The 21,041-nt window shown below is 72.8% G+C and carries 23 protein-coding genes; 10 read left to right on the top strand and 13 right to left on the bottom strand.

The window, feature by feature from the left end:
• Window positions 1-12 precede the first annotated feature (12 nt).
• Window positions 13-978: a helix-turn-helix transcriptional regulator gene (locus tag DEJ23_RS11450; protein ID WP_111240388.1), complete on the bottom strand. Its 966-nt coding sequence runs from the start codon at window positions 976-978 to the stop codon at window positions 13-15.
• A gap of 59 nt (window positions 979-1,037) precedes the next feature.
• Entirely contained in the window at window positions 1,038-1,772 is a 735-nt protein-coding gene (locus DEJ23_RS11455) for a copper homeostasis protein CutC (protein ID WP_111240389.1), read from the bottom strand.
• Between the two features lie 225 nt (window positions 1,773-1,997).
• Here DEJ23_RS11455 and DEJ23_RS11460 point away from each other — a divergent pair, with 225 nt between their 5' ends.
• Window positions 1,998-2,729 carry a trypsin-like serine protease gene (locus DEJ23_RS11460; protein WP_111240390.1) on the top strand — a complete coding sequence of 244 codons (732 nt, stop codon included), beginning with the start codon at window positions 1,998-2,000 and terminating at the stop codon, window positions 2,727-2,729.
• A 74-nt stretch (window positions 2,730-2,803) separates the two neighbouring features.
• On the opposite strand, the gene DEJ23_RS11465 is transcribed toward DEJ23_RS11460, so the two are convergent.
• A complete protein-coding gene (locus DEJ23_RS11465) occupies window positions 2,804-3,622 on the bottom strand; it encodes an SDR family oxidoreductase (RefSeq protein WP_111240391.1) in 819 nt (272 codons plus the stop codon).
• 136 nt (window positions 3,623-3,758) lie between these two features.
• Here DEJ23_RS11465 and DEJ23_RS11470 point away from each other — a divergent pair, with 136 nt between their 5' ends.
• Window positions 3,759-4,646, top strand: a complete 888-nt coding sequence (locus DEJ23_RS11470) for an SDR family oxidoreductase (protein WP_111240392.1) — start codon at window positions 3,759-3,761, stop codon at window positions 4,644-4,646.
• An 86-nt stretch (window positions 4,647-4,732) separates the two neighbouring features.
• Here the strand turns inward: DEJ23_RS11470 and DEJ23_RS11475 are convergent, their stop codons facing one another.
• Entirely contained in the window at window positions 4,733-5,089 is a 357-nt protein-coding gene (locus DEJ23_RS11475) for a VOC family protein (protein WP_111240393.1), read from the bottom strand.
• A gap of 125 nt (window positions 5,090-5,214) precedes the next feature.
• Here DEJ23_RS11475 and DEJ23_RS11480 point away from each other — a divergent pair, with 125 nt between their 5' ends.
• On the top strand, window positions 5,215-5,517 hold the full coding sequence (locus DEJ23_RS11480; RefSeq protein WP_111240394.1) for a Dabb family protein: 303 nt from the start codon (window positions 5,215-5,217) through the stop codon (window positions 5,515-5,517).
• Between the two features lie 16 nt (window positions 5,518-5,533).
• On the opposite strand, the gene DEJ23_RS11485 is transcribed toward DEJ23_RS11480, so the two are convergent.
• A complete protein-coding gene (locus DEJ23_RS11485) occupies window positions 5,534-6,031 on the bottom strand; it encodes a MarR family winged helix-turn-helix transcriptional regulator (RefSeq protein ID WP_111240395.1) in 498 nt (165 codons plus the stop codon).
• Window positions 6,032-6,144: 113 nt separating this feature from the next.
• On the opposite strand from DEJ23_RS11485, the gene DEJ23_RS15470 reads away from it, so the two are divergent.
• From DEJ23_RS15470 to DEJ23_RS11500, 3 genes are read left to right on the top strand one after another with little or no spacing between them, the layout of a single operon-like run.
• Window positions 6,145-6,783, top strand: coding sequence for a hypothetical protein (locus DEJ23_RS15470; RefSeq protein ID WP_146240281.1), 639 nt, complete (start codon window positions 6,145-6,147; stop codon window positions 6,781-6,783).
• On the top strand, window positions 6,761-7,999 hold the full coding sequence (locus tag DEJ23_RS11495) for an MFS transporter (protein ID WP_111240455.1): 1,239 nt from the start codon (window positions 6,761-6,763) through the stop codon (window positions 7,997-7,999). Before DEJ23_RS15470 ends, DEJ23_RS11495 begins: the two co-directional genes overlap by 23 nt.
• A 34-nt stretch (window positions 8,000-8,033) precedes the next feature.
• On the top strand, window positions 8,034-9,062 hold the full coding sequence (locus DEJ23_RS11500) for an NAD-dependent epimerase/dehydratase family protein (protein ID WP_111240456.1): 1,029 nt from the start codon (window positions 8,034-8,036) through the stop codon (window positions 9,060-9,062).
• Window positions 9,063-9,091: 29 nt separating this feature from the next.
• Here DEJ23_RS11500 and mnhG read toward each other — a convergent pair whose 3' ends face one another.
• From mnhG to DEJ23_RS11530, 6 genes are read right to left on the bottom strand one after another with little or no spacing between them, the layout of a single operon-like run.
• A complete protein-coding gene (gene mnhG, locus DEJ23_RS11505) occupies window positions 9,092-9,448 on the bottom strand; it encodes a monovalent cation/H(+) antiporter subunit G (RefSeq protein ID WP_111240397.1) in 357 nt (118 codons plus the stop codon).
• Window positions 9,445-9,786: a sodium:proton antiporter gene (locus DEJ23_RS11510; protein WP_258375483.1), complete on the bottom strand. Its 342-nt coding sequence runs from the start codon at window positions 9,784-9,786 to the stop codon at window positions 9,445-9,447. The genes mnhG and DEJ23_RS11510 overlap by 4 nt, the downstream gene beginning before the upstream one ends.
• Complete coding sequence (locus DEJ23_RS11515) at window positions 9,783-10,364, bottom strand: Na+/H+ antiporter subunit E (protein WP_111240398.1); 582 nt, start codon at window positions 10,362-10,364, stop codon at window positions 9,783-9,785. Before DEJ23_RS11515 ends, DEJ23_RS11510 begins: the two co-directional genes overlap by 4 nt.
• The gene (locus tag DEJ23_RS11520; protein ID WP_111240399.1) at window positions 10,357-12,051 is read right to left on the bottom strand and encodes a Na+/H+ antiporter subunit D; all 1,695 of its coding nucleotides are present in this window, start codon (window positions 12,049-12,051) and stop codon (window positions 10,357-10,359) included. Before DEJ23_RS11520 ends, DEJ23_RS11515 begins: the two co-directional genes overlap by 8 nt.
• Window positions 12,048-12,506, bottom strand: a complete 459-nt coding sequence (locus DEJ23_RS11525) for a Na(+)/H(+) antiporter subunit C (RefSeq protein ID WP_111240400.1) — start codon at window positions 12,504-12,506, stop codon at window positions 12,048-12,050. Before DEJ23_RS11525 ends, DEJ23_RS11520 begins: the two co-directional genes overlap by 4 nt.
• Entirely contained in the window at window positions 12,503-15,430 is a 2,928-nt protein-coding gene (locus tag DEJ23_RS11530) for a Na+/H+ antiporter subunit A (RefSeq protein WP_111240401.1), read from the bottom strand. The genes DEJ23_RS11525 and DEJ23_RS11530 overlap by 4 nt, the downstream gene beginning before the upstream one ends.
• A 258-nt stretch (window positions 15,431-15,688) precedes the next feature.
• On the opposite strand from DEJ23_RS11530, the gene DEJ23_RS11535 reads away from it, so the two are divergent.
• The 4 genes from DEJ23_RS11535 (at window position 15,689) to DEJ23_RS11550 (ending at window position 19,425) form a co-directional block, all read left to right on the top strand.
• Window positions 15,689-16,309 carry a DedA family protein gene (locus tag DEJ23_RS11535; protein ID WP_111240402.1) on the top strand — a complete coding sequence of 207 codons (621 nt, stop codon included), beginning with the start codon at window positions 15,689-15,691 and terminating at the stop codon, window positions 16,307-16,309.
• A gap of 38 nt (window positions 16,310-16,347) precedes the next feature.
• Complete coding sequence (locus DEJ23_RS11540) at window positions 16,348-17,223, top strand: SMP-30/gluconolactonase/LRE family protein (protein ID WP_309147084.1); 876 nt, start codon at window positions 16,348-16,350, stop codon at window positions 17,221-17,223.
• Between the two features lie 7 nt (window positions 17,224-17,230).
• On the top strand, window positions 17,231-18,382 hold the full coding sequence (gene rlmC, locus DEJ23_RS11545) for a 23S rRNA (uracil(747)-C(5))-methyltransferase RlmC (RefSeq protein WP_111240403.1): 1,152 nt from the start codon (window positions 17,231-17,233) through the stop codon (window positions 18,380-18,382).
• A 347-nt stretch (window positions 18,383-18,729) separates the two neighbouring features.
• Entirely contained in the window at window positions 18,730-19,425 is a 696-nt protein-coding gene (locus DEJ23_RS11550) for a transglycosylase family protein (RefSeq protein ID WP_111240404.1), read from the top strand.
• A gap of 58 nt (window positions 19,426-19,483) precedes the next feature.
• Here DEJ23_RS11550 and DEJ23_RS11555 read toward each other — a convergent pair whose 3' ends face one another.
• Together DEJ23_RS11555 and DEJ23_RS11560 are read right to left on the bottom strand one after the other, a co-directional pair.
• The gene (locus DEJ23_RS11555) at window positions 19,484-20,527 is read right to left on the bottom strand and encodes an LCP family protein (protein ID WP_111240405.1); all 1,044 of its coding nucleotides are present in this window, start codon (window positions 20,525-20,527) and stop codon (window positions 19,484-19,486) included.
• 68 nt (window positions 20,528-20,595) lie between these two features.
• Window positions 20,596-20,994 (bottom strand): MarR family winged helix-turn-helix transcriptional regulator, encoded by a 399-nt coding sequence (locus DEJ23_RS11560; RefSeq protein ID WP_111240406.1) that lies wholly within the window; start codon window positions 20,992-20,994, stop codon window positions 20,596-20,598.
• Window positions 20,995-21,041 lie beyond the last annotated feature (47 nt).

The following is a 21,041-nucleotide window of genomic DNA, read 5'->3' on the forward strand; positions in this document are numbered from 1 at the left end:
GGCTCCCGGCGGTCAGCCGCGGAGGGTGTCGCTCGGCCGTTCGCCGAAGTGCTGCAGGTAGTACCCGGCGAAGCGGCCGAGGTGCCCGAAGCTCCACGCGCGCGCGATGTCCGCGACCGATGCGGTGCCCGGGTCCGCGTGCCGCAGGGCGACCCTGACCTGCTCGAGACGGGCGTGCCGCAGCTCGACCGTCGGCGACTCCAGGCCGGCTCGGGTGAAGGCCTGCTGGAGCCCGCGCTCGCTGATCCCCGCGGCCGCCGCGATGTCCCGCACCGTGATCGGCTCGGCGCAGTGGTCGACGATGAACTCCCGGGCGCGGTCCACCGAACCGGTCTGCCGCGTGCCCGGGGGCGGGGTGTCCACGGCGAAGGCGTCGAGCAGCAGCCGGCTGACCGAACCGACCAGGGCGGTCCGCCTCACGGCCGGCGTCGCGGTGTCGAGCAGCTCCGGCGCGGCGGCGGACAGGCGGTCCTGCAACCGGGTGAGGGACCCGGCCTCCGGGCGACGGGTGAGCGAGAGCGGTCCGGGGGTCCCGCCGCGCGCCGCGTTGAGCTGCTCCAGGTACACGGCGTCGACGTCGACGGCGTGCATCACGACGCCGGCCGCGGCCTCGATCGTGAACGGCCGGCCGACCGGGTACGCCGCGGGGACGCCCGGGAACAGCACGTGCTCGTCGGCGGTCCCGGCGTCGAACACGGCGTTCCCGTGCTGCGACCAGGTGACGAGGTACCGGCCCACCGGCTCGATGCGCCCCCAGCGGGTCCCGGTCACCGTCGAGCTGCGGAGCGAGAACCGCTCGTCGCCGACGGAGCGCATGCGGAACCCGAAGTCACGGTCGCGCACGGGCTCGAGCTGCACCCTGTGGGCGTTGTGCAGCTGCGCGTAGAAGTCGGTCGCGGTGTCGACGTCGGACCCCGAGGCGAGGCGGCGGTGCACGTCGCCGGGCTCGGGGGCACCGCTGGGCTGGGCTGCGTCCATGTGTGCCGGTCACTCTAGGCGACCAGGGGCGCAGGGCGGGACGCGGGTGCGTCCCGGTGTCAGGCAGCGTCGAGCGCCCTGCGCGCTGCCGCCACGACGCCGGCGTCCGTGACGGTGTGGGCCGACCCGTCGTCACCGCTGCCCATCGGCACACCGCCGTGCCCCGTGGCGTCGACCGGACGCTTCGCGGACAGGTGCACCGCGGCGATCCCGGTCGCCACCAGCGCGGCGACGTCGTCCGGCCGGATGCCCGCCCCCGCCATCACCTGCACCGGACCGGCGGCGTCGACCATGCGGGCGATCGTGTCCGCACCGGCCGGGGCGTTCGCGGCACCGCCCGAGGTCAGCACCCGGGTGACGCCGAGGCCGGCGAGCCGAGCGGCCGTCGCGACCGGGTCCGCCGCGTGGTCGACGGCACGGTGCAGCGTGACCTCGGCGTGCGCGGAGACCGAACGGGCGGCGTCCACGAAGCGGCGGAGCGTGTCCTCGTCGAGGGACCGGTCCGGCCGCAGCGCACCGACCACGACCCCGGCGGCACCGGAGCGCAGGACCGTGCGGACCTCCCGTTCCATGAGAGCGAGCTCGTCGTCGTCGTACGTGAAGCCCCCCGGGCGGCACCGCACCAGGGCGTGCGCGGGGATGCCGGTCTCGTGCGTCGCCTCGACCAGGGCCTGCGACGGGGTGAGGCCGCCGAGCTCCAGCCCGACGCAGAGCTCCACCCGGTCGGCTCCGGCGTCGCGCGCGACGAGGGCCCCGGCGGGCGAGGTGACGGCGATCTCGAGTGCGACGGTCATGTGCGCGGCGGGCTCCAGGGATTCGAGGGGGCATGGGCGACGGCCGCAGCGGGGCCTCCGGCGCGGCCGGACTCCCGATGCTAGTCGTCCGCGCCGGCCCGACCTGGTCGCCGTGTCACCTGCAGGGTCGGTGGAAGTGCGGACTGGTGCGGCCCCCGACCGGGGGTCAGGATGACCGCAGTTGCATCCTGCAACGGTGCAGAATCCAGGAACAGAGGAGTCCCCGTGAAGCACACCCTCGCAGCGGCGTTCGCCGCCGTGGCCGTCGTCGCCAGCGGCGTGTTCGCCGCAGTCCCCGCCTCCGCGCTGCCCGTCGGCACCGAGGTCGTCGGCGGCGAGAAGGCACCCACCACGACGTGGGCCGTCCAGCTCGAGGCGTCGGGCGGCACGATCCCGTCCGGCTACGTGAGCAACTGCACCGGCGAGCAGATCACCGCGTCGTGGGTGCTCACCGCGCGCCACTGCATCGACGGCATCGGCGCGATGAACGTCTACCACTCGAACTCCACCGTCGACCGCGGGACGCCCGTCGCCGTCGACCGTGTGAGCGCGGCTCCGGCCGGCGACATCGCGCTCGTGCACCTGCGCAGCGCGTACGCGCTGTCCACCTACGCGCCCCTCGACCTCACCGCGAGCGCGAAGTCGAGCGGCACCGGCGTGATCCAGGGTTACGGCCTGCGGGCGGACGCGCAGCAGTCGGACGCGCTGTACCAGGCGACGGTGTCGCTCACCGGCTCCACCCGCGACGCCTACAACGGTCGCGCCCAGCACGTCACCGGCGTGACAGGGGCGTCGAACCACGGCGACTCGGGTGGTCCGCTCCTCGTCAACGGCAGGATCGTCGCGGTCTGCTCCACCGGCGACAGCGCCGACCCGGGCGCGGACACCCGAGCCGGCTCGAACTACGCGCTGCTGTCGCAGTCGTCGTCGTGGATCCGTTCCACGGCGGGCGTCTGACGGACGGGTCCTCGTGACGGACGGGAGGCTCCCCACCAGCCGGTGAGGAGCCTCCCGTCCGTCACGTGGTGCCGTCAGGCGCCGTGTGCCTCCTCGGCGACCGGCTGCCACTCGCGCCACGTGGCGAGTCGCGACTCGTAGTCCTGCTCGGCGATGCCGAGCGGTGCCCTGCCGAAGAAGACGCGCAGCGGCGGCTGCTCCGCGTCGACGACCTTCAGAATCGCCGACCGTGTCGCCTCGGGCTTGCCGGGGTCCGAGGCCGACGGGCGCTTCGACGCGGCCTCGCGGACGTCCGCGTAGGCGTCGATCTCCTCGCTGTGCTTCGACGACGGGCCGGACCAGTCGGTCGAGAACCCGCCCGGCTCGACGAGCGTGACGTGGATGCCGAAGCCGGCGACCTCCTGCGAGAGCGACTGTGACAGGCCCTCGAGCGCCCACTTCGATGCGTGGTACGCACCCACCGTCGGGAACGCGCTGATCCCGCCGATGCTCGACACCTGCACGATGTGTCCCGAGCGCTGCTCTCGCATGATCGGCAGCGCGGCCTGGGTGACCCACAGGGCGCCGAAGAAGTTCGTCTCGAGCTGCGCGCGGACCTCGTCCTCGGTGAGTTCCTCGACCATGCCGAAGTGGCCGAAGCCGGCGTTGTTCACGACGACGTCGAGCGAGCCGAAGTGCGACGCGGCCTGCTGTACTGCGGCGACGTCCGCGGCCCGGTCGGTGACGTCGAGCCGGATCGGCAGGAAGGTGTCCGGGTACTGCTCGACGAGCGCCTGCACGTCGTCGGTGTTCCGTGCGGTGCCGGCGACGGAGTCTCCGCGCTCGAGTGCGGCCTCCGCCCACTCGCGACCGAAGCCCTTCGACGCTCCGGTGATGAACCAGGTCTTGGCCATGTGGTGCCTCCTGTTGCGGTTCGGTGATCGGCTGACCGCGAGCAGGCAACGCCTGTCGCCCTGGCGCCACCTGGGTGCCCGGGTGACAGGGAGCCGACTGGGCCGTCACGGAGCAGTCGGCGAGCACCATGGCCCCATGAGCCAGTACGAGAAGCGCGACCCGAACTCCCTCTACCCGAAGCCGCCGTTCCCCGAGCAGGAGCAGGCGCTGCCGGGCGCTGCGTGGAAGATGGACCCGGAGCCGGACCACGGCGAGCAGAGCTACGTCGGCAAGGAGCGGCTCACCGGGTTCCGCGGCATCGTCACCGGTGCCGACTCGGGCATCGGCCGTGCCGCGGCGATCGCGCTCTCCCGCGAGGGCGCGGACCTCGTCCTCTCCTACCTGCCGGACGAGCAGGAGGATGCCGAGCAGGTGCGCGACCTCCTCGAGTCCGAGGGTCGCCGCGCCGTGCTCGTGCCGGGCGACATCTCCGACGAGCAGTACTGCAAGGACCTCGTCCAGAAGGCCGTCGACGAGCTCGGCGGTCTCGACACGCTCGTCATGGTCGCCGGCCGCATGGACAGCAACGACGACATCCTGTCGCTGACCACCGAGCACTTCGACTCGACGTTCAAGACGAACATCTACTCGCTGTTCTGGCTGACCCAGGCGGCGGTGCCGCACCTCGAGCCCGGTTCGACGATCGTGACGACCGGCTCGATCCAGGCCGCCACCCCGTCGCCCGACAAGGTCGACTACGCGATCTCGAAGAGCGCCGTGAAGACCTTCACCGAGGCCGTCGCGCAGCAGCTCGCCCCGAAGGGCATCCGCGTGAACTCGGTCGCACCCGGTCCGGTGTGGACGCCGCTGCAGCCCGGTTCCGACGACGCGCAGACCGTCGCCCACTTCGGCGAGCAGTCGCCGTTCGGCCGCCCCGGCCAGCCCGCCGAGCTCGGTGCCGCCTACGTGCACCTGGTCAGCCCGGAGTCGAGCTACCAGTCCGGCTCGACCATCACGATCGCGGGTGGGACGCCCGCCTTCTAGACAGGACGACGAACGGACGGGAGGCGCGCTGCCAGCTGGCAGCGCGCCTCCCGTCCGTCACGGGCTGCTTCCGCGACCCGCTCGCGTCAGCCCTGCGGCGGCGAGTAGAGCTGCAGGTCGTTGCCCTCGCTGTCCTTGAAGGGGATGATCTTGCCCCACGGGTGCTCGCTGACCTCGCCCTCGAACTCGACGCCCCTCGACCGCAGGTCGGCGACCTCGTCCTCGATGGCGCCGTCCGGCTGGAACGACACGACCGCGCCACCGCCGTCCGACGGGCTCGCCGACTCGCGTCCGTTCAGGCCGATGCGCAGACCGTTCGCGTCGATCTCGCTCCAGTCGTCGGACTCGCTCGCGACCGTCAGGCCGAGCGCGTCGCGGTAGAACGCGACCGCGCGCTGCATGTCGCTGACCGGTACCCAGACCGCTGCCACTCCGCTTGCCATGGTGTTCCTCTCGTCGTGCCGTCTCGTACCCGACCGACGCTAGGTCGCCCGGTTGCGTGCGGACACAGGCGGCATGGTGTCCCAGGGCGGAGCTGGCACCATCGGCGACGACGACGGGAGCTGTGATGGCAGGTGTGACGCACGTGGTGCTGGTGACGTGGGACGGGGACGGGGACGGCGGGTACGCCGCGCGGGCGGACGGACTCTGCCGCGAGCACCTGCCCCGCATCGACGGGGTGGAGTCGGTGCACTCCGGGCCGAGCATCAGCACCGAGGGGCTCGAGGGCGGGTTCGACTGGATGCTCACGGTGCGCTTCCGTGACCGCGACGCGCTCGCCGCCTACCTGCCCCATTCGGAGCACCGGCCGGTCGCCGAGCACATCGGCGCGGGCAGCAGCCGCGTGGTCGTCTTCGACGTCGAGGACTGAGGTCGCCGCACCCGGGTCAGGTGCGCTTCCGCCGGGGCCGGGCCGACCGGGGCGGGATCGTGCGCATGTGGTCGCGGACCCGACCGAGCACGTCGGCGAGCGACGCGACGTCGTCGTGCGACAGCGGTTCGAGGAAGAGCTGGCGGAGCACCTCCACGTGCCCGGGGAAGACCGCGGCGAGCACCTCGCGCCCGGCGTCGGTCAGGGTGACGGTGGTGCTGCGCTCGTCGTCGACCGACGGGGCGCGCCGGACCAGGCCGTCGCGTTCGAGCAACCCCACCTGGTACGTCAGGCCGCTCCGGCTGTAGACGACCCCGTCGGCCAGGTCGGTCATGCGTGCGCTGTCGTCCGGGGAGTCACCGAGGGTCGCGAGGAGCTGGAACTGCACGTAGCTCAGGCCGCCGGCGTCCTTGAGCTGCTGCTCGACGGTGTGTCGGAGCAGGCTGCTGACCTCGATCAGCGAGAAGTACGCGCCGAGCTGGGCTGGGTCGAGGGGCGGCGTCGTGTCGGTCACCGCTCCATGCTAGGTGTTGCGAAGTCGAAGCACCGAGCCGGGGCTGTGTGATTTCTGATCCGGCGGGCTCCGTCTCCCCGGGTGACGGGGACCGGCCCTGCGACGATGGAGGGATGAGCACCGAGCCCGAGCGTCGCCGCAGGAGGGCCGATGTCGTCGGCATCCTCGAGCCGGACCCTCACCCGCTGGCGACCGTCACCATCGCCTTCGGGACCGTGCTCGTGCTCACCCTGATCGGGTTCTTCCTCGGGTCGGTCGACATCGGGCTGGCGGCCGCGTCCAACGCCCTGCACGTCGGCGCGGTCGGGGCCCTCGCCACCGCGGTGTACCACGTCATCAGCCCGGGGCCGGCGATCGCGATCACCGTCGTCGTCGCAGGCGTGGTCTGGTGGCGGGCGCGGGACGTCCGACCGGCGCTGGCGTTCGGCATGACGAAACCCGACCGACGCCGCGGCATCGATCCTCTGGGCACTCGCGGTCGCACCGGCGGCACGCGTGGTGTGGGGCGACTGGACCATGCACCGCATCCCGTTCCTGCGACCCGGCGGTGCGGCGGTGCCGGTCCGGCGCTGATCCGCCCTCGGCAGACGCTCGGCCGCCCCTGCTACACTGGCGCGCAACATATCAAGCAGTGTGTAACTACCGGCCGTCGGCGCCCCCGACGGACAACGGCGGCACCCGATGGGCCCGCTGCCCGATCAGGCGGGGCCCCAGAAGGCACACCCCCTCATGCTCCAACAACGACGCTCTGACGCGTCCCTCGTCTCCCTCGCCGGTCGGTGGTACTTCCCGATCGCGTTCGTCGCCCGCCTCCCCTTCGCGATGATGGTGGTCGGCGTCCTGACGCTTGTCGTCGCCTCCCGTGACTCCGTCGCCCTCGGCGGCATCAACTCCGCGTTCGTCGGCATCGGCTCGGCGGTCTTCGGACCCCTCGTGGGCGCGGCCGCCGACCGGTTCGGCCAGCGCGCCGTCCTCGTGCCCGTCGGGCTCGCGAACGCCGTGCTGCTCGGCGTCCTGCCGCTCGTCGTCGCGAGCACCGCACACGACCTCGCCGTCCTGGCGATGTCGTTCCTCATCGGGGCGACGGCACCGCAGGTCGCGCCGATGTCCAGGACGCGACTCGTCGCCATCATCCGGCAGCGCATGTCGCCGGCCCGCCGTGACAAGGTCTTCAGCGGCACGATGGCGTACGAGTCGGCCGCCGACGAGACCGTCTTCATCATCGGCCCGTTCCTGGTCGGGCTGCTCGCGAGCGCGATCGCTCCGTGGGTCGCCGTGGCCGGGGCCTCCGCGCTGACCTTCGTCTTCGTCACGGCGTTCGCCCTGCACCCGACCGGGGCGCTCGTCGTCGGTGGTCCGACGCGGGAGACCCGGGCGCCGGCGCGGCAGCTCCTCCGCCCGCGCCTGCTCGTCGTGGTCGTCGGCATCCTCGGCATCGGCCTGTTCTTCGGGTCGACGCTGACCTCGCTGACGGCCTTCATGGAGCAGCACGGTGAGTCGTCCCAGGCCGGGCTGCTCTACGGCGTGATGGGGATCGGCTCCGCGGCCCTCGCCCTCGGGTCGGCCGCGTTCCCGCAGCGTTTCGGGGTCGCCTGGCGGTGGCTCGTGTTCGGTGTCGTGCTGCTCGGCGGTGCGGTCGCGTTCAGCCAGGCCGACTCGGTCGCGGCGGTCGCGCTCGTGCTCGGCGTCATGGGCATCGGCATCGGTCCGACCCTGGTGGCGCAGTACAGCCTCGGGTCGGACCGCTCGCCGGTGGGCCGATCGGCGACCACGATGACGATCCTGGGCTCGGCGGTCATCGTCGGCCAGTCGATCGCGTCCGCCGTCGTCGGTGAGGTCGCCGAGCGGGTGGGGACCGGCGCCGCGATGCTGTTCCCGGCGTTCGCCGCTGCCCTGGTGGTCGTCGCAGCGGTGGCCGACCTGCTGCTCGCACGTCGCAGTGGCGTCCCGGCCGTCACGTCCGACTGACCACGTCGCCGGCGAGCGGAGCAGGCTGGTCGGCATGCGCATCCTCGTCCTCGGCGGTACCGCCTGGCTCGGCCGCACCGTGGTCGAGCACGCGCTCGACGCCGGCCACGACGTCACGTGCCTGGCGCGTGGCGCCGACGTCCCCGCAGGCGCCCGTTCCGTCGTCGCCGACCGTGACGACGCGGACGCCCACGCGGTCGTGGCCGACGAACGGTGGGACGCGGTCGTCGACGTCTCGCGCACGCCCGAGCACGTCCGTCGCGCGGTCCGCGACCTCGAGCTGGTGGCCGACCGGTACGTCCTCGTGTCGACCGTGAGCGTCTACGCGTCGCACGCCGAGCGTGGCGCCGACGAGGACGCGCCCGTGCTCGACCCCTCCGACGACCCCGCCGAGTACGGCGCAGCCAAGGTGGCCTGCGAGCGCGCGGTCCTCGACGCCTTCGGGCCGGAACGCGCGGTCCTCGCCCGCGCCGGGCTGATCGGGGGACCGGGCGACCACACCGGCCGCAGCGGCCACTGGCCCTGGCGGTTCGCCCGTGCCGCGGAGACCGGCGGGACGGTGCTCGTCCCCGCGGCGGAGGACGGGTCGCCGTCGACGCACCCGACGTCCCTCGTGGACGTGCGTGACCTCGCTGCCTGGCTCGTGGCACAGGCCACCGCCCGCGGCGTCGACGCGGCGACCGGGGCGGTGGACGTCACGGGGGACGCGGTCCCGCTCGGCGAGCACCTCGCGACGGCACGAGCGGTCGCCGTCCGGGGCACGTCGTCCGTGCACCCCGGGGACGCGACCGCGCCGGTCTCCGACGCCTGGCTCGCCGCACACGACGTCGCACCGTGGTCCGGCCCACGGTCGCTGCCGCTCTGGTTGCCGGACGCCGACTGGCAGGGCATGTCCGACCGGTCGAACGCCAGGGCCCGTGCCACCGGGCTGACGCTCCGTCCGCTCGCCGAGACGCTCGCGGACACCCTGCGCTGGGAGTCCGCGCAACCGGAGCACCCGCACGGCGCCGGCCTGACCGACGCCGAGCACGACGCGCTCGTGTCGGCCGCCCGGCAGCGCTGAGCCCGGGCGAGCCGGTGGTCGCGAGGCGCTCAGTCCTCGGTGTCGTCCACCAGCAGGTCCTCGTGCCGGTAGTCGTTCGACCGCAGCCCCGCCCGCGCGATCATGTGCGTCGAGACCGGCACGAGGAACAGCTGGAACACCAGGATCGGCACGACGACCCAGAACGCGGTCCACGTCCACACCGCCACGACCAGCGCGGCGAGGGCGAGCGCCAGGCCGAGGACCTGCGGCTTCGCCATGGCGTGCAGCCGGACGAGCGGGTCGGGGAAGCGCACGATGCCGACCGCCGCGCCGAGCGACAGGGCCGCACTGACCAGGAGCAGCGCCAGGGCGATCCAGGCGCGGACACCGGCGCCCTCGACGAAGGACTCGAGGATCTCGATCACGGGCGCTCCTCCTCGACGGCGTGCTCCGGTGTCGTGGCGTCGCGGCCCTCGTCCGACGGGTCGGACGACGGGGTGACGATCCGGGCGACGGCGATCGTCGCGAACACGCTCGTCGCGGCGATCACCACGAGCACGGGGACGCCGGTCAGGTCCCGACGGACCACCATCGCCGCGGCGATCACGACGAGTGCCGTGGTCAGCACCATGTCGGAGCCGATCATCCGGTCGAGGATCGTCGGGCCGCGCACGATCCGGCCGACCGCCAGGGCGAGCGTGGCTCCGAGCAGGGCGAGGACGAGCACGACTCCGACCGCCATCACGACCACCGCGGCGCTCACCGGACCACCTCCGGCAGCGGCTCGGACAGTTCGGAGACGTCCTGCTTCGACCCGACCGCCCTGATCACGAGCTCCTCGATGCGCAGCACCGTCCGCCGTTCGTGGTCGACCTGCTCCGGTCGCTCGGTGTCGAGCACGTGCAGCAGCAGGCGTCGTCGGGGGAGGTCGACGTCGGCCACGTACGAGCCCGGGACGAGCGAGACCGCCAGGGTCGCGAGGGTGAAGGTCATCTCCGACGTGGTGTGCAGCTGCACCAGGACGATCGAGCTCCGCTGCACCCCGCGTGGGCGCACCGCGACCCACGCGACGCGGAACGACGCGGTGACGACGTGCCCGGCCCACACGAGCAGGAACCACAGCATGCGCGGGAGCGAGAACCGCTTGGACAGGGGCACGGGCGGCAGCGGCAGCAGCTGCGACACCAGGAGCGCCACGACCAACCCGCAGAGCAGGGTGAGGACGCTCCACGACCCCCACAGGAGCGCCCACAGCACGGTCAGGCCGGCCACCAGCGGGACGTCGTACCGCCAGGCGAGGGCGATCCGTCGGGCGTTCGAGATGCGGCGGGTGTCACTCATCGGTGCCTCCCAGGACGGCCTGCACGTAGCGGTCGGGTGACTCCAGCGACTCGGCGGCGCGGGTCGCGTAGCCGTAGAGCGGTCCGGCTACGACGGTCAGGGCGACCGATCCGAGCACCGCGACGGTCGTGACGGCGACGAGCATCCGGGGCAGCCGTGGACGCTCCGGCGCCTCGCCGACGGTGGCGGTCGAGCCGGTGGTCGGATGGGAGGCGCTGCTCGCGTGCGCCTCGTCGGTCACGGTGGTTGAGCCTCCCGGGTGGTAGGCCTCGCCCGTCTCCTCGGACACGGTCAGGGGCGCCGGTTCCGGCGACCGCAGGTGCGCGTGCGGCTCGGCCGTGGTGGCGTGCGGTGCGGCCGCTTCGGCGGCCGGACGCGGCCGCCAGAAGGCCGCGTCCCAGACGCGCATCAGGGCGTACAGGGTGAGGAGGCTCGTGACCACCCCGGCGCCGACGGTCACCCAGGCCATCGGGGACCCGTCGATCGCGGCGGCGCGGAACAGGCCGAGCTTGCCGATGAAGCCGGAGAACGGCGGGATCCCACCGAGGTTGAAGGCCGGGACGAGGTAGAGCGCGGCCAGCAGCGGCGCCGCCTTGAGCAGGCCGCCGAGGGACCGGGTCGAGGTGGTCCCGCCGACCCGTTCCATCACGCCCGAGACCAGGAAGAGGGTGGTCTGCACGACGATGTGGTGCACCGTGTAGAAGACCGCGGCGGCCGTGCCGACGACGGAACCGAGGCCGATGCCCATCACCATGAAGCCGATGTGGCTGATGAGGGTGAACGACAGCAGTCGCTTCACGTCGGTCTGCGACACCGCGCCGAGCACCCCGACGATCATCGTGAGCACCGCCACCACGAGCAGGATCGTGTTGAGCTGCGGCCGGGGGAAGATGATCGTCTCGAGGCGGATGATCGCGTAGATGCCGACCTTCGTCAGCAGGCCCGCGAACACCGCGGTGACCGGCGCGGGGGCGGTCGGGTACGAGTCGGGCAGCCAGAACGCCAGCGGGAAGACCGCTGCCTTGATGCCGAAGGCGATGAGCAGCACGGTGTGCAGGAGCAGCTGGACGTGCTCGGGCAGCCCGGCCACACGCTCGGAGATCTGCGCGATGTTGACGGTGCCGGTCGCGCCGTAGACGAGCCCGATCGACGCGAGGAAGAGCGCCGACGCGATGAGACTCGTGATGATGTACGTCGTGCCGGCGCGGACGCGCTGCTCGCTGCCGCCGAGGGTGATGAGCACGTAGCTCGCCACGAGCAGCATCTCGAACGCGACGTAGAGGTTGAAGAGGTCACCGGCGAGGAAGGCGTCGAGCACGCCGGCCGCCAGCACCAGGTAGGTCGGGTAGTAGATCGTGACCGGGGCGTCCTCGTCGTCGGCGGCCAGCCCCTGGCCGATCGAGAACAGCAGGACGAGCAGGAGCACGCTCGCGCTCACGGTCAGGAGCAGGGCGCTCAGCCGGTCGACCACGAGCGAGATGCCGTACGGGGCCTGCCAGCCGCCGACCTGGACCACGATCGTGCCGTGCTGGTCGACGAGCACCATGAGGGTGCCGGCCACGACGACGGCGATCGCGAGGACCGCGACGGTGATCGCGCGCTGCAGCTTCTGGTGCCGGAGGAGCCCGAGCGCGATGGCGGCTCCGAGCAGCGGGACGAGGACGAGCAGGGGGACGAGCCAGGTCATCGGGTTGCCTCCTGGTCCGGCCGCGGGGAGCGCTCGTGCGGGTCGTCGGCGTCCTCCGGGGCCTTCGGGTCGAAGTCGGCCTCGGGGTCCGCGTCGTCGTCGTCCTCGCGGTCACGGCCGATCGCGGCGTCCGCCTCGTCGACCTCGACCTCGTCGGCGCGGGACAGCTTCCACGAGCGGTGGATGAGCGCGAGCAGGAAGGCGCTCACCGCGAAGGTGATCACGATCGCGGTCAGGGCGAACGCCTGGGGCAGCGGGTCGGTGACGCCCTCGGCCGATCCGCCGATCGGCGGCCTGCCGGCGGCACCCGACATGATGAGCAGCAGCAGGTTCAACGCGTTGCCGAGCAGCAGGAAGCCGAGCAGCATGCGGGTGAGCGACCGTTCGAGCAGCAGGTAGACGCCGCACGAGAACAGCACCGCCATCGCGATGACGAGGACCAGCGTGATGGTCACACTGCACTCCCTTCCGGGGTCGATGCGGCGGCGTTGTCGTGCGGGTCGTCCTCGGTGGTGTCCTGCACCCGCGCCCGGCTGTCCTCGAGGCGCTGCCGGTCCACCTCGGCGCCGAGGCTCCGGAGGACGTCGAGCACGAGGCCGACCACGACGAGGTACACACCGATGTCGAAGAAGGTCGCGGTGACGAACTCGACGTGGCCGAGGACGGGGACCGTCGCCTCGAAGAACTCGGAGTACAGCGCCTCCTTGCCGAAGAAGAGCGGCACGATCGCCGTGGTGGCGGCGGTCGCGACGCCGAGTCCGAGCAGGCGACCGGCACGGACGGGAGCTGCGGCGCCGAGCTCGGCGGGGCCGCCGGCCAGGTAGCGCGCCGCCAGCGCGATGCCCGCGACCAGACCGCCCGCGAACCCGCCGCCCGCGGCGTTGTGCCCGGCGAACAGCAGGTAGAGCGACAGGACGACGAGCCCGTGGAAGAGCAGGCGCACGACCACGTCGAGCAGGGCGGAGCGGCCGGTGGGGATCGATGCGCTCGTCGGCAACCACGCACGCGGTTCGCCGTCGGGACGGTGCTTGTCGCCCGCGACGCTCGCGGGCAGGTCGCGGAGACGGGGGAGCGTGTCCTCGCGGGAGTTGACGAAGATGAGGCTCGCGACGCCGGTGGCCGCGGCGACGACGACCGTCAGCTCGCCGAGGGTGTCCCAGCCGCGCAGGTCGACGAGCGCCACGTTCACGACGTTGAGCCCGTGCCCGAAGGACTTCGTCAGGGCGGGGATGTCCGGCCAGATCGGCGTGCTGTTCCGGGCCGACGCGGCGACCACGACGACGACCGCCATCGTCGCACCGGCGAGTGCCGCGAACAGCGCCCGCACGATCCGGAAGCGCGACGGGTTCGCGGTCGCGATGCGTGGGGGGAGCCGGCGGAGCACGAGGACGAAGGCGATGAGGGTGACGGTCTCGACCACGAGCTGGGTGAGCGCGAGGTCGACGGCGCCGTGCAGGACGAAGAGCACCGACATCCCGTAGCCGGTGACACCGACGAGCACGGCGGCGGCGAACCGGGTCTTGGCGGTGAGCACGGCGATCGCGGCGACGGCCATGACGATGACGACGGGCACCTGGCCCCACGAGTCGGCGAACCGCACGCGGAACTTCCACGGGCCCCCGAGCACGAGGTTCGCGAGCGCCCCGGCGACGAACACCGACAGGATGACGGTCAGGTAGTAGGGGAGCGAGCCGCGCTGGACCCCGGCGGTCAGGCCGGTCGCCAGGCGGTCGAGGCCGCGCATGGTCTTCCGGTAGGTGCCGGAGGCGCTCGGCGAGCCGCCGAGCCGGTGCTGCAGGGCCTCGACCGGACGGCGCAGCAGGAACAGGGCGACTCCGCCGACCAGGGTGATCGCGGACAGTCCGAGCGCGGGTTCGAGGCCGTGCCAGAGCGCCAGGTGCGGGACCGCGCCCTCGGGGACCGCCGCCGCCGTGGCCGCGGGCTCGATGCCGTGGGCGACGACGGGGGTGAGCACGCCGAGCGCGAGACCGGTGACCGCGAGGACCGACGGCACGAGCCCGAGGCCGTGCAGGCCGTGCGCCTCGGTCTCCTGCGCGCCGGGCTTGCGGGCGAAGGCTCCCCAGAGGAAGCGGAGCGAGTAGGCCACGGTGAGCAGCGAGCCGACGGTCACGCCGACGAGCGCGACCCACGCCCAACCGGCCTGCGGTCCGTGGAGCTCCTCGACGAACCCGGTGAGCACCGCCTCCTTCGCGACGAACCCGACCGTCGGGGGGATGCCCGCCATCGACGCCAGTGCGAGGACGCTCACCACGACGAGCCACGGCATCCGTCGGCCCAGCCCGCTCAGGCGTCGGAGGTCGCGGGTGCCGGTGACGTGGTCGATCGCGCCGACGACCAGGAAGAGCGTCGACTTGAAGGTGGCGTGCGCCACGAGCAGCGCCACGCCGCCGAGGGCGACGGCGGGGGCACCCCAGCCGGCGGCGAGCACGAGGAAGCCGAGCTGCGCGACGGTCCCGTACGCGAGCAGCAGCTTGACGTCGGTCTGCCGGAGTGCGCGGTACCCGCCGATGAGCATGCCGAGCACGCCGAGCACCGTGACCGTCTCGCGCCAGCCGGTCATCAGCGCGAACGCCGGCGCGAGGCGGGCGACGAGGTAGATCCCGGCCTTCACCATCGCCGCGGCGTGCAGGTAGGCGCTGACCGGCGTCGGCGCCGCCATCGCCGCGGGGAGCCAGAAGTGGAAGGGCACGATCGCCGACTTGGTCAGCGCGCCGAGCAGCACGAGGACGACCGCGACCGGGACGAGCGGACCCGGCCGGTCCACCAGCTCGGGGGCCTGCGCGATGATGCCCGACAGGCTCGTGGTGCCCGCGGTGACGGAGAGCGCGACGAGCCCGGCGAGCATCGCCAGGCCGCCGGCGGTGGTGACGACGAGCGCCTGCATCGCCGCGGCGCGGCTGGCCCGCTTCGCGGCGTCCTGCCCGATGAGCAGGTAGGAGAAGACCGTCGTGGCCTCCCACAGCACGAAGAGCACGATGACGTCGTCGGCGACGACCAGGCCGTACATCGATCCGGCGAACGCGGTCAGGACGCCGGCGAACCGGCCGAGCCCGGGCTCGTCCGACTCGAAGTACGACGCACAGTAGACGAGCACGAGGGCCCCGACGACGGACACGACGAGGGCGAGGACCCACGACAGGGCGTCCATCCGCAGCGACACGGCGAGGTCGAGCTGCGGGATCCACTGCCACCGGCTGGTCACCCCGTCGTGCAGGGCGGCGTCGGTCTGCACGACCGTCAGGACCGCGGCGGCAGCGGGAGCGAGTGCCGCGAGGAAGAAGACGCGCCGTCCCATCAGGGGCGTCAGGGCGGGAACGATCAGGGCGACGATCGCGAACGCGATGAGGACGGAGACCATCGGGCACCTCCTCGGGGTCGGGCTGCAGTCCGGCTCACTGGGCCTTCACAGACTACGGAATGAGGGATGACAGGTTCCTGAGCGGCCGGACAGGCGTCCGTCAGCGGGCCACACTCCACTCCCACTCTGCTCCGGCGACGGGACCGTCGACCGCTCGCCTGCCCGGGGTCTCCGTCGGAGCGCGTCGCGCGTGCTGACCGGCCGCCGACCTGGGATGATCGAGGTGGGCGTGCCTCCCCGCGCCGGTGGAGGTGCTCGGTGGACGCGGCGCAGCAGATGGTGCTCCAGCTCGTCGGCACCCCGTGGGCCTTCCTCGTCGTCGGGCTCGTGCTCGCGGTGGGCAGCGTCGCAGTGTTCCTGCCCAGCCAGGCGATGGTCGTCGCGATCGGCACGCTCCTGGTCGGGGGAGACGGCGGTCTCCTCCCGGTGCTGCTCCTGGTGCTCGCCGCCTCGACCGGCATGGTGCTCGGGGACCTCGGGCTCTACCACCTGGCGCGGTCGGTCGACCTCGGCTCGCGCTCCTGGTTCTCGCGACCGAAGGTCCGCAGGGCCCGCGAGTCGATCGACGGCCGGTACCGAGCGGCTCCCGTGCGCATCGCGGTCCTCGGTCGCTTCATCCCGATGGGGCGCTTGACGACGAACCTCGTCGGCGCGGACAGCGGCCTCGACGTCCGGCGCTTCCTGGTCAGCTGCGTGGTCGCCGACGTCCTCTGGGCCGCGTACTGCGTCGCGATCGCTGCGGCGACCGGACGCTGGAGCCGCGAGGAGCCCTTCCTCGTCACGACGCTCGCCGTGGTCGCGTCGATCCTGCTCGGATTCGTGATCTCCGCGGTGGAGAAGGCCGTGCGGCGGCGCAGCGAGACGGCCGCGGCGGCCTGACGTCGTAGCGTGGGGACACCGACCGGAGGAGGACCTGCGTGCTGAGCCTGACCGACCTCGTCCCCGACCCCGCCGCGCTCGAGCGCATCGCGACCGGCAGCACCTGGGCCGAGGGGCCCTGCTGGATCCCGGCCACGCGCGCGCTCCGCTGGTCGGACATCCCCGGCGACCGGATCCTGCAGTGGCACGAGGACACCGGCGAGACCACGGTGTACGCCGAGGGGGTCGAGTACCCGAACGGGCGCACCCTCGACCGCGACGGCTCGGTCGTGCAGTGCTCGCACGGGCGCCGGCGGGTGGAGCGCGACCGCGACGGGGTCGTCACCACGGTCGTCGACGGGTGGGACGGCGTGCGCCTCAACTCCCCGAACGACGTCGTCGTCGCGCGGGACGGCGCGGTGTGGTTCACCGACCCCGCCTACGGCATCACCCAGCCGCGCGAGGGGCACCCGGGTGAGCGGGAGTACGGGGACCACTGGGTCTTCCGGTGCGGGCCGGACGGCGAGGACCTGCGCCCCGTGGTCCTCGACGTGGACGAACCGAACGGCCTCGCGTTCTCGCCGGACGGACGCGTGCTCTACGTGGCGAGCTCCTCGTCGGCCGAGCCGGTGGTCCGCGCGTACGACGTCGACGGCGCGCGCGTGAAGAACGGGCGCGTGTTCGCCCGGCTGCACGACGACGAGGGCGTGCCGGACGGCATCCGTGTCGACGAGCACGGCGACGTCTGGTCGTCCACGCACCGCGGCGTCACCGTGTTCGGCCCGGACGGCACGCGTGTCGGGGACGTCAGGGTGCCCGAGGTCGTGGCCAACCTGTGCTTCGGCGGCGCGAGCGGCACGACGCTGTTCGTCGCCGCGACGACCTCGGTCTACCGCATCCCGACCACGACGAGGGACGCCGCTGCCGTATCCTGACCCGGCCATGCAGTGCGACTACTTCGACCGCGGGGTGTGCCGGTCGTGCACGCTCATGGGTCAGCCCTACGCCGACCAGGTGCTCGACAAGGAGATCCGCACGCGCGAGCTCCTGCACGACGCGGTCGAGGCGGCCGGCGGCCCCGGAGCCGTCGAGTGGCTCCCCGCGATCACCAGCCCCGAGTCGGGGTACCGGAACAAGGCGAAGATGGTCGTGGCCGGGACGGTGCAACGGCCGACGGTCGGCATCCTCGACCACCGGCAGCGCGGCGTCGACCTGCGCCACTGCGGCATCTGCACGCCGGGCATCCAGCGTGCGCTCCCGGTCCTGGCCGACTTCGTCGCCGACGCCGGGCTCATCCCCTACGACGTCGCCGCCCGCCGGGGTGAACTGAAGTTCGTGCTCGTCACCGAGTCGCCCGACGGCGAGCTGATGGTGCGGTTCGTCCTGCGGTCGGAGGGGCAGCTGCCCCGGTTGCGCGAGCACCTCGGTGCCCTGCGGCGGGTGCTGCCCCAGGCGGTCGTGGTGACCGCGAACCTGCTCCCCGAGCACAAGGCCGTCACCGAGGGGGAGCGCGAGGTCGTGCTCACCGAGCAGGAGACCCTGCCGATGCGGCTCGACCGGGTCACGATGCACCTGCGTCCGCAGAGCTTCTTCCAGACGAACACCGCCGTGGCGGCACAGCTCTACGACCAGGCGTCGGCCTGGATCGACGAGGTGGCGCCCGCGTCGATGTGGGACCTGTACTGCGGCGTCGGCGGGTTCGCCCTGCACGCCGCCCGTCCCGGTCGGGCCGTCACGGGGATCGAGACCAGCCGCGAGGCCGTCCGGTCGGCCAAGCAGTCGGCGCGCGAGGCGGGTCTGTCGGACCTCCGGTTCGCCGCCGACGACGCGACCGAGCACGCGGTCCGCGCCCGACCCGACGCCCTGCCGGAGCTCGTCCTCGTGAACCCGCCCCGTCGGGGCATCGGCGAGACGCTCGCGCGCTGGCTCGAGGACTCGGCGATCGAGCACGTCGTCTACTCGAGCTGCAACCCGGTCACGCTCGCGAAGGACCTCGCGCGCATGCCGTCGCTCCGCCTGCGGCGGGCGCGTCTGCTCGACATGTTCCCGCAGACGGGGCACCTCGAGGTCGTGACGCTGCTGTCCAGGCACTGACCAGGTGGTGACCAGGCGGCGGACGGGAGGCTCGCGGCCAGCCCGCCCTGCGCCTCCCGTCCGCTGCATTGCCAGGGAATTGCCAAGGTCGCGTACCCGGGTACACGCGGATCGCCGCGAGCACGGGGATCCGCCCGTACAGGAAGACCGGTGGGGGACATACCATCCTGGGGGCTGAACCATTGTCTCGGTTTGATAACAGTGACGAATTTCCTATGGTTGCCGACCAGGCGACGCCGGCACGAGTCCACTGCCCCCGGCGGAGCACCCCACAACGTGACCGCGATCGGTCGGGACGGGCAGTGGCGACCGGTTCTCGGTCCGTGGTCCCGGTGGAGCGATCAACCATGAAGAAGCTTTCCCGTACCCGCACCCTCGTCGGTGGCCTGGCCTTCGCCGGCATCGCCGCGACCGGTGTCGGCCTCGCGGCAACGCCCGCGAACGCAGCGTCCGGCTCGACCTGGGACGCCCTCGCACAGTGCGAGTCCGGCGGCAACTGGGCCATCAACACCGGCAACGGCTACTACGGCGGCCTGCAGTTCAACCTCGGCACCTGGCAGGCGCACGGCGGTGCCGGCAACCCGGCCGCCGCGAGCCGCGAGGCCCAGATCGCCGTCGCCGAGCGCGTGCTCGCCTCGCAGGGCTGGGGCGCATGGCCCGCCTGCTCCGCGAAGCTCGGGCTGAGCGGGACCGCGGACGCGGCACCGCAGCCTGCCGCTCCGGCGCCCGCCCCCCAGCAGGCCGCTCCGGCGCCCGCGCCGCAGCAGGCTGCTCCGGCGCCCGCGCCGCAGCAGGCGGCGCCGCAGCAGGCCGCCCCGGAGGCGGCGGCCCCGGCTGCACCGCAGTCCACCGCCCCGAGCAAGCCCGCCGCGGTCGAGACCAGCGGCAAGACGTACACGATCCAGTTGGGTGACACGCTCGACAAGATCGCGACGAAGCTGAACATCGACGGTGGCTACATGAAGCTGTGGGCCGCGAACACGTCGGCCATCGACGACGCGAACCTGATCTACGCCGGCCAGGAGCTCCAGCTCCCCGCCTGATCGAGCTCCCGATCCGACACGAGACCCCCGTGGCACACGTCACGGGGGTCTCGTGCGCTCACGGGTGCGGTCGCGCGTCGATCCAGTGCTGCAGGTCGTCGGAGCGGAGTGCCTGTGACAGGGACTGCCGGTCGTGCTCGTCCACCACGACGTACGACTGCCCGTCCGGCGACGTCCCGCTGCCCGCCGTCGGCATCGTGCAGGTGACGAGGTCGTCGGCCCGGAGGCCGCGGAGCGACCAGCCGAGCCGTGCGACCGTCGCGGCGTCGAGTCCCGGATCGACGGCGAGGTGCTCGCTCGTCGCACGCACGAAGTCCCGCAGGCGGCGAGGGTCGGTCAAGGTGCCCTGCGACACGGCCTGCCGGAACACCCCGCGCAGGAACGCCTGCTGGTTCCGTACCCGGGTGTGGTCGGCGTCGGCGAAGGAGTACCGATCGCGCACGAACGCCAGTGCCCGTGCGCCGTCGAGGTGGTTCGGCCCCTTCGTGAAGTGGTACCCCTGTGCCGTGAAGTCGTCCCCGGACTGCACGGTGATGCCGCCGAGGGCGTCGGTCATGTCCTCGAACCCGGCGAAGTCGATCTCCGCGACGTGGTCGATCCGCACGTCGAGGAGGCGCTCGACGGTCTGCACGGTGAGCGGGATGCCGCCCCACGAGTAGGCGGCGTTGATCTTCGCGGTCCCGTGCCCCGGCACGTCGACCCACGAGTCGCGGAGGATCGACACCAGGTAGACGTGCCGCCGGTCGGCCGGCACGTGGGCGAGCACCAGCGCGTCCGAGCGGCCACCGGCGGGAGGGGTGCCGGCGGGGTCGCCGTCCGGGCCGCGCGCCGCGCGGGAGTCCGAGCCCACGAGCAGGACGTCCACGGCATCGCCGGCGGGTGTCGGGCGGTCAGTGGCCGGGAACGCGTCGGTGATGACGTCGGTACGGCTGTCGAAGCTCCGTGCCAACCCGCCGACGAAGACCGCGGCGATGACGGCGAGCACGGTGGCCACGCCCGACAGGGCGGCGAGCGTCGCAGCGAGGGCGACGAGGAACGGACGCTCCCGCCGGCCGCGGGGGGTTGCTGCTGCCGCGGCTCGGGCGGCGCGACGCTCGGACATCGGGACTCCTGCCGGTCGGGTCGGCACTGCGCCGACCCGAGGAGTCTACTACATCTGATACTCCAGTATCAGCGGCGGTGGAGGACCGCGGAGAGTCTCCTCCGGAGGTCGTCGTCCTCGGGGAGGACCTCGCGCTCGATGTGCCGCGCCGTCTCCCATGCCCGTCGCCCCGCATCCGTGACCGAGACCACGCGCCGGCGGCGGTCCTCCGGGTGTGACGTGCGCTCGACGAGGCCGTCCCGCTCGGCCCGCTCGAGCGTCCGTGACATCGTCTGGGGCTGCACGTGCGCGGTCCGGGCGATCGTGTCCGCGCCCGTCGGCCCGGTCCGCAGCAGGATGTCGATCGCGATGAGTGCGGCGTGCGTCAACCCGATCGCCCGCAGTCGTTCGTCCCACTCGCGTTCGACGGCCCGGGCAGCGGCGGAGAGCAGGCGCCCGAGCGGCCACTGCTCGGCGGGTTCGTGCATGGTGGGATCCTACGGGCGGTGGCACCCCCGCCCGTGGCCACGAAGAT

Source organism: Curtobacterium sp. MCSS17_008 (genome assembly GCF_003234185.1).
Classification (GTDB): Bacteria; Actinomycetota; Actinomycetes; order Actinomycetales; family Microbacteriaceae; genus Curtobacterium.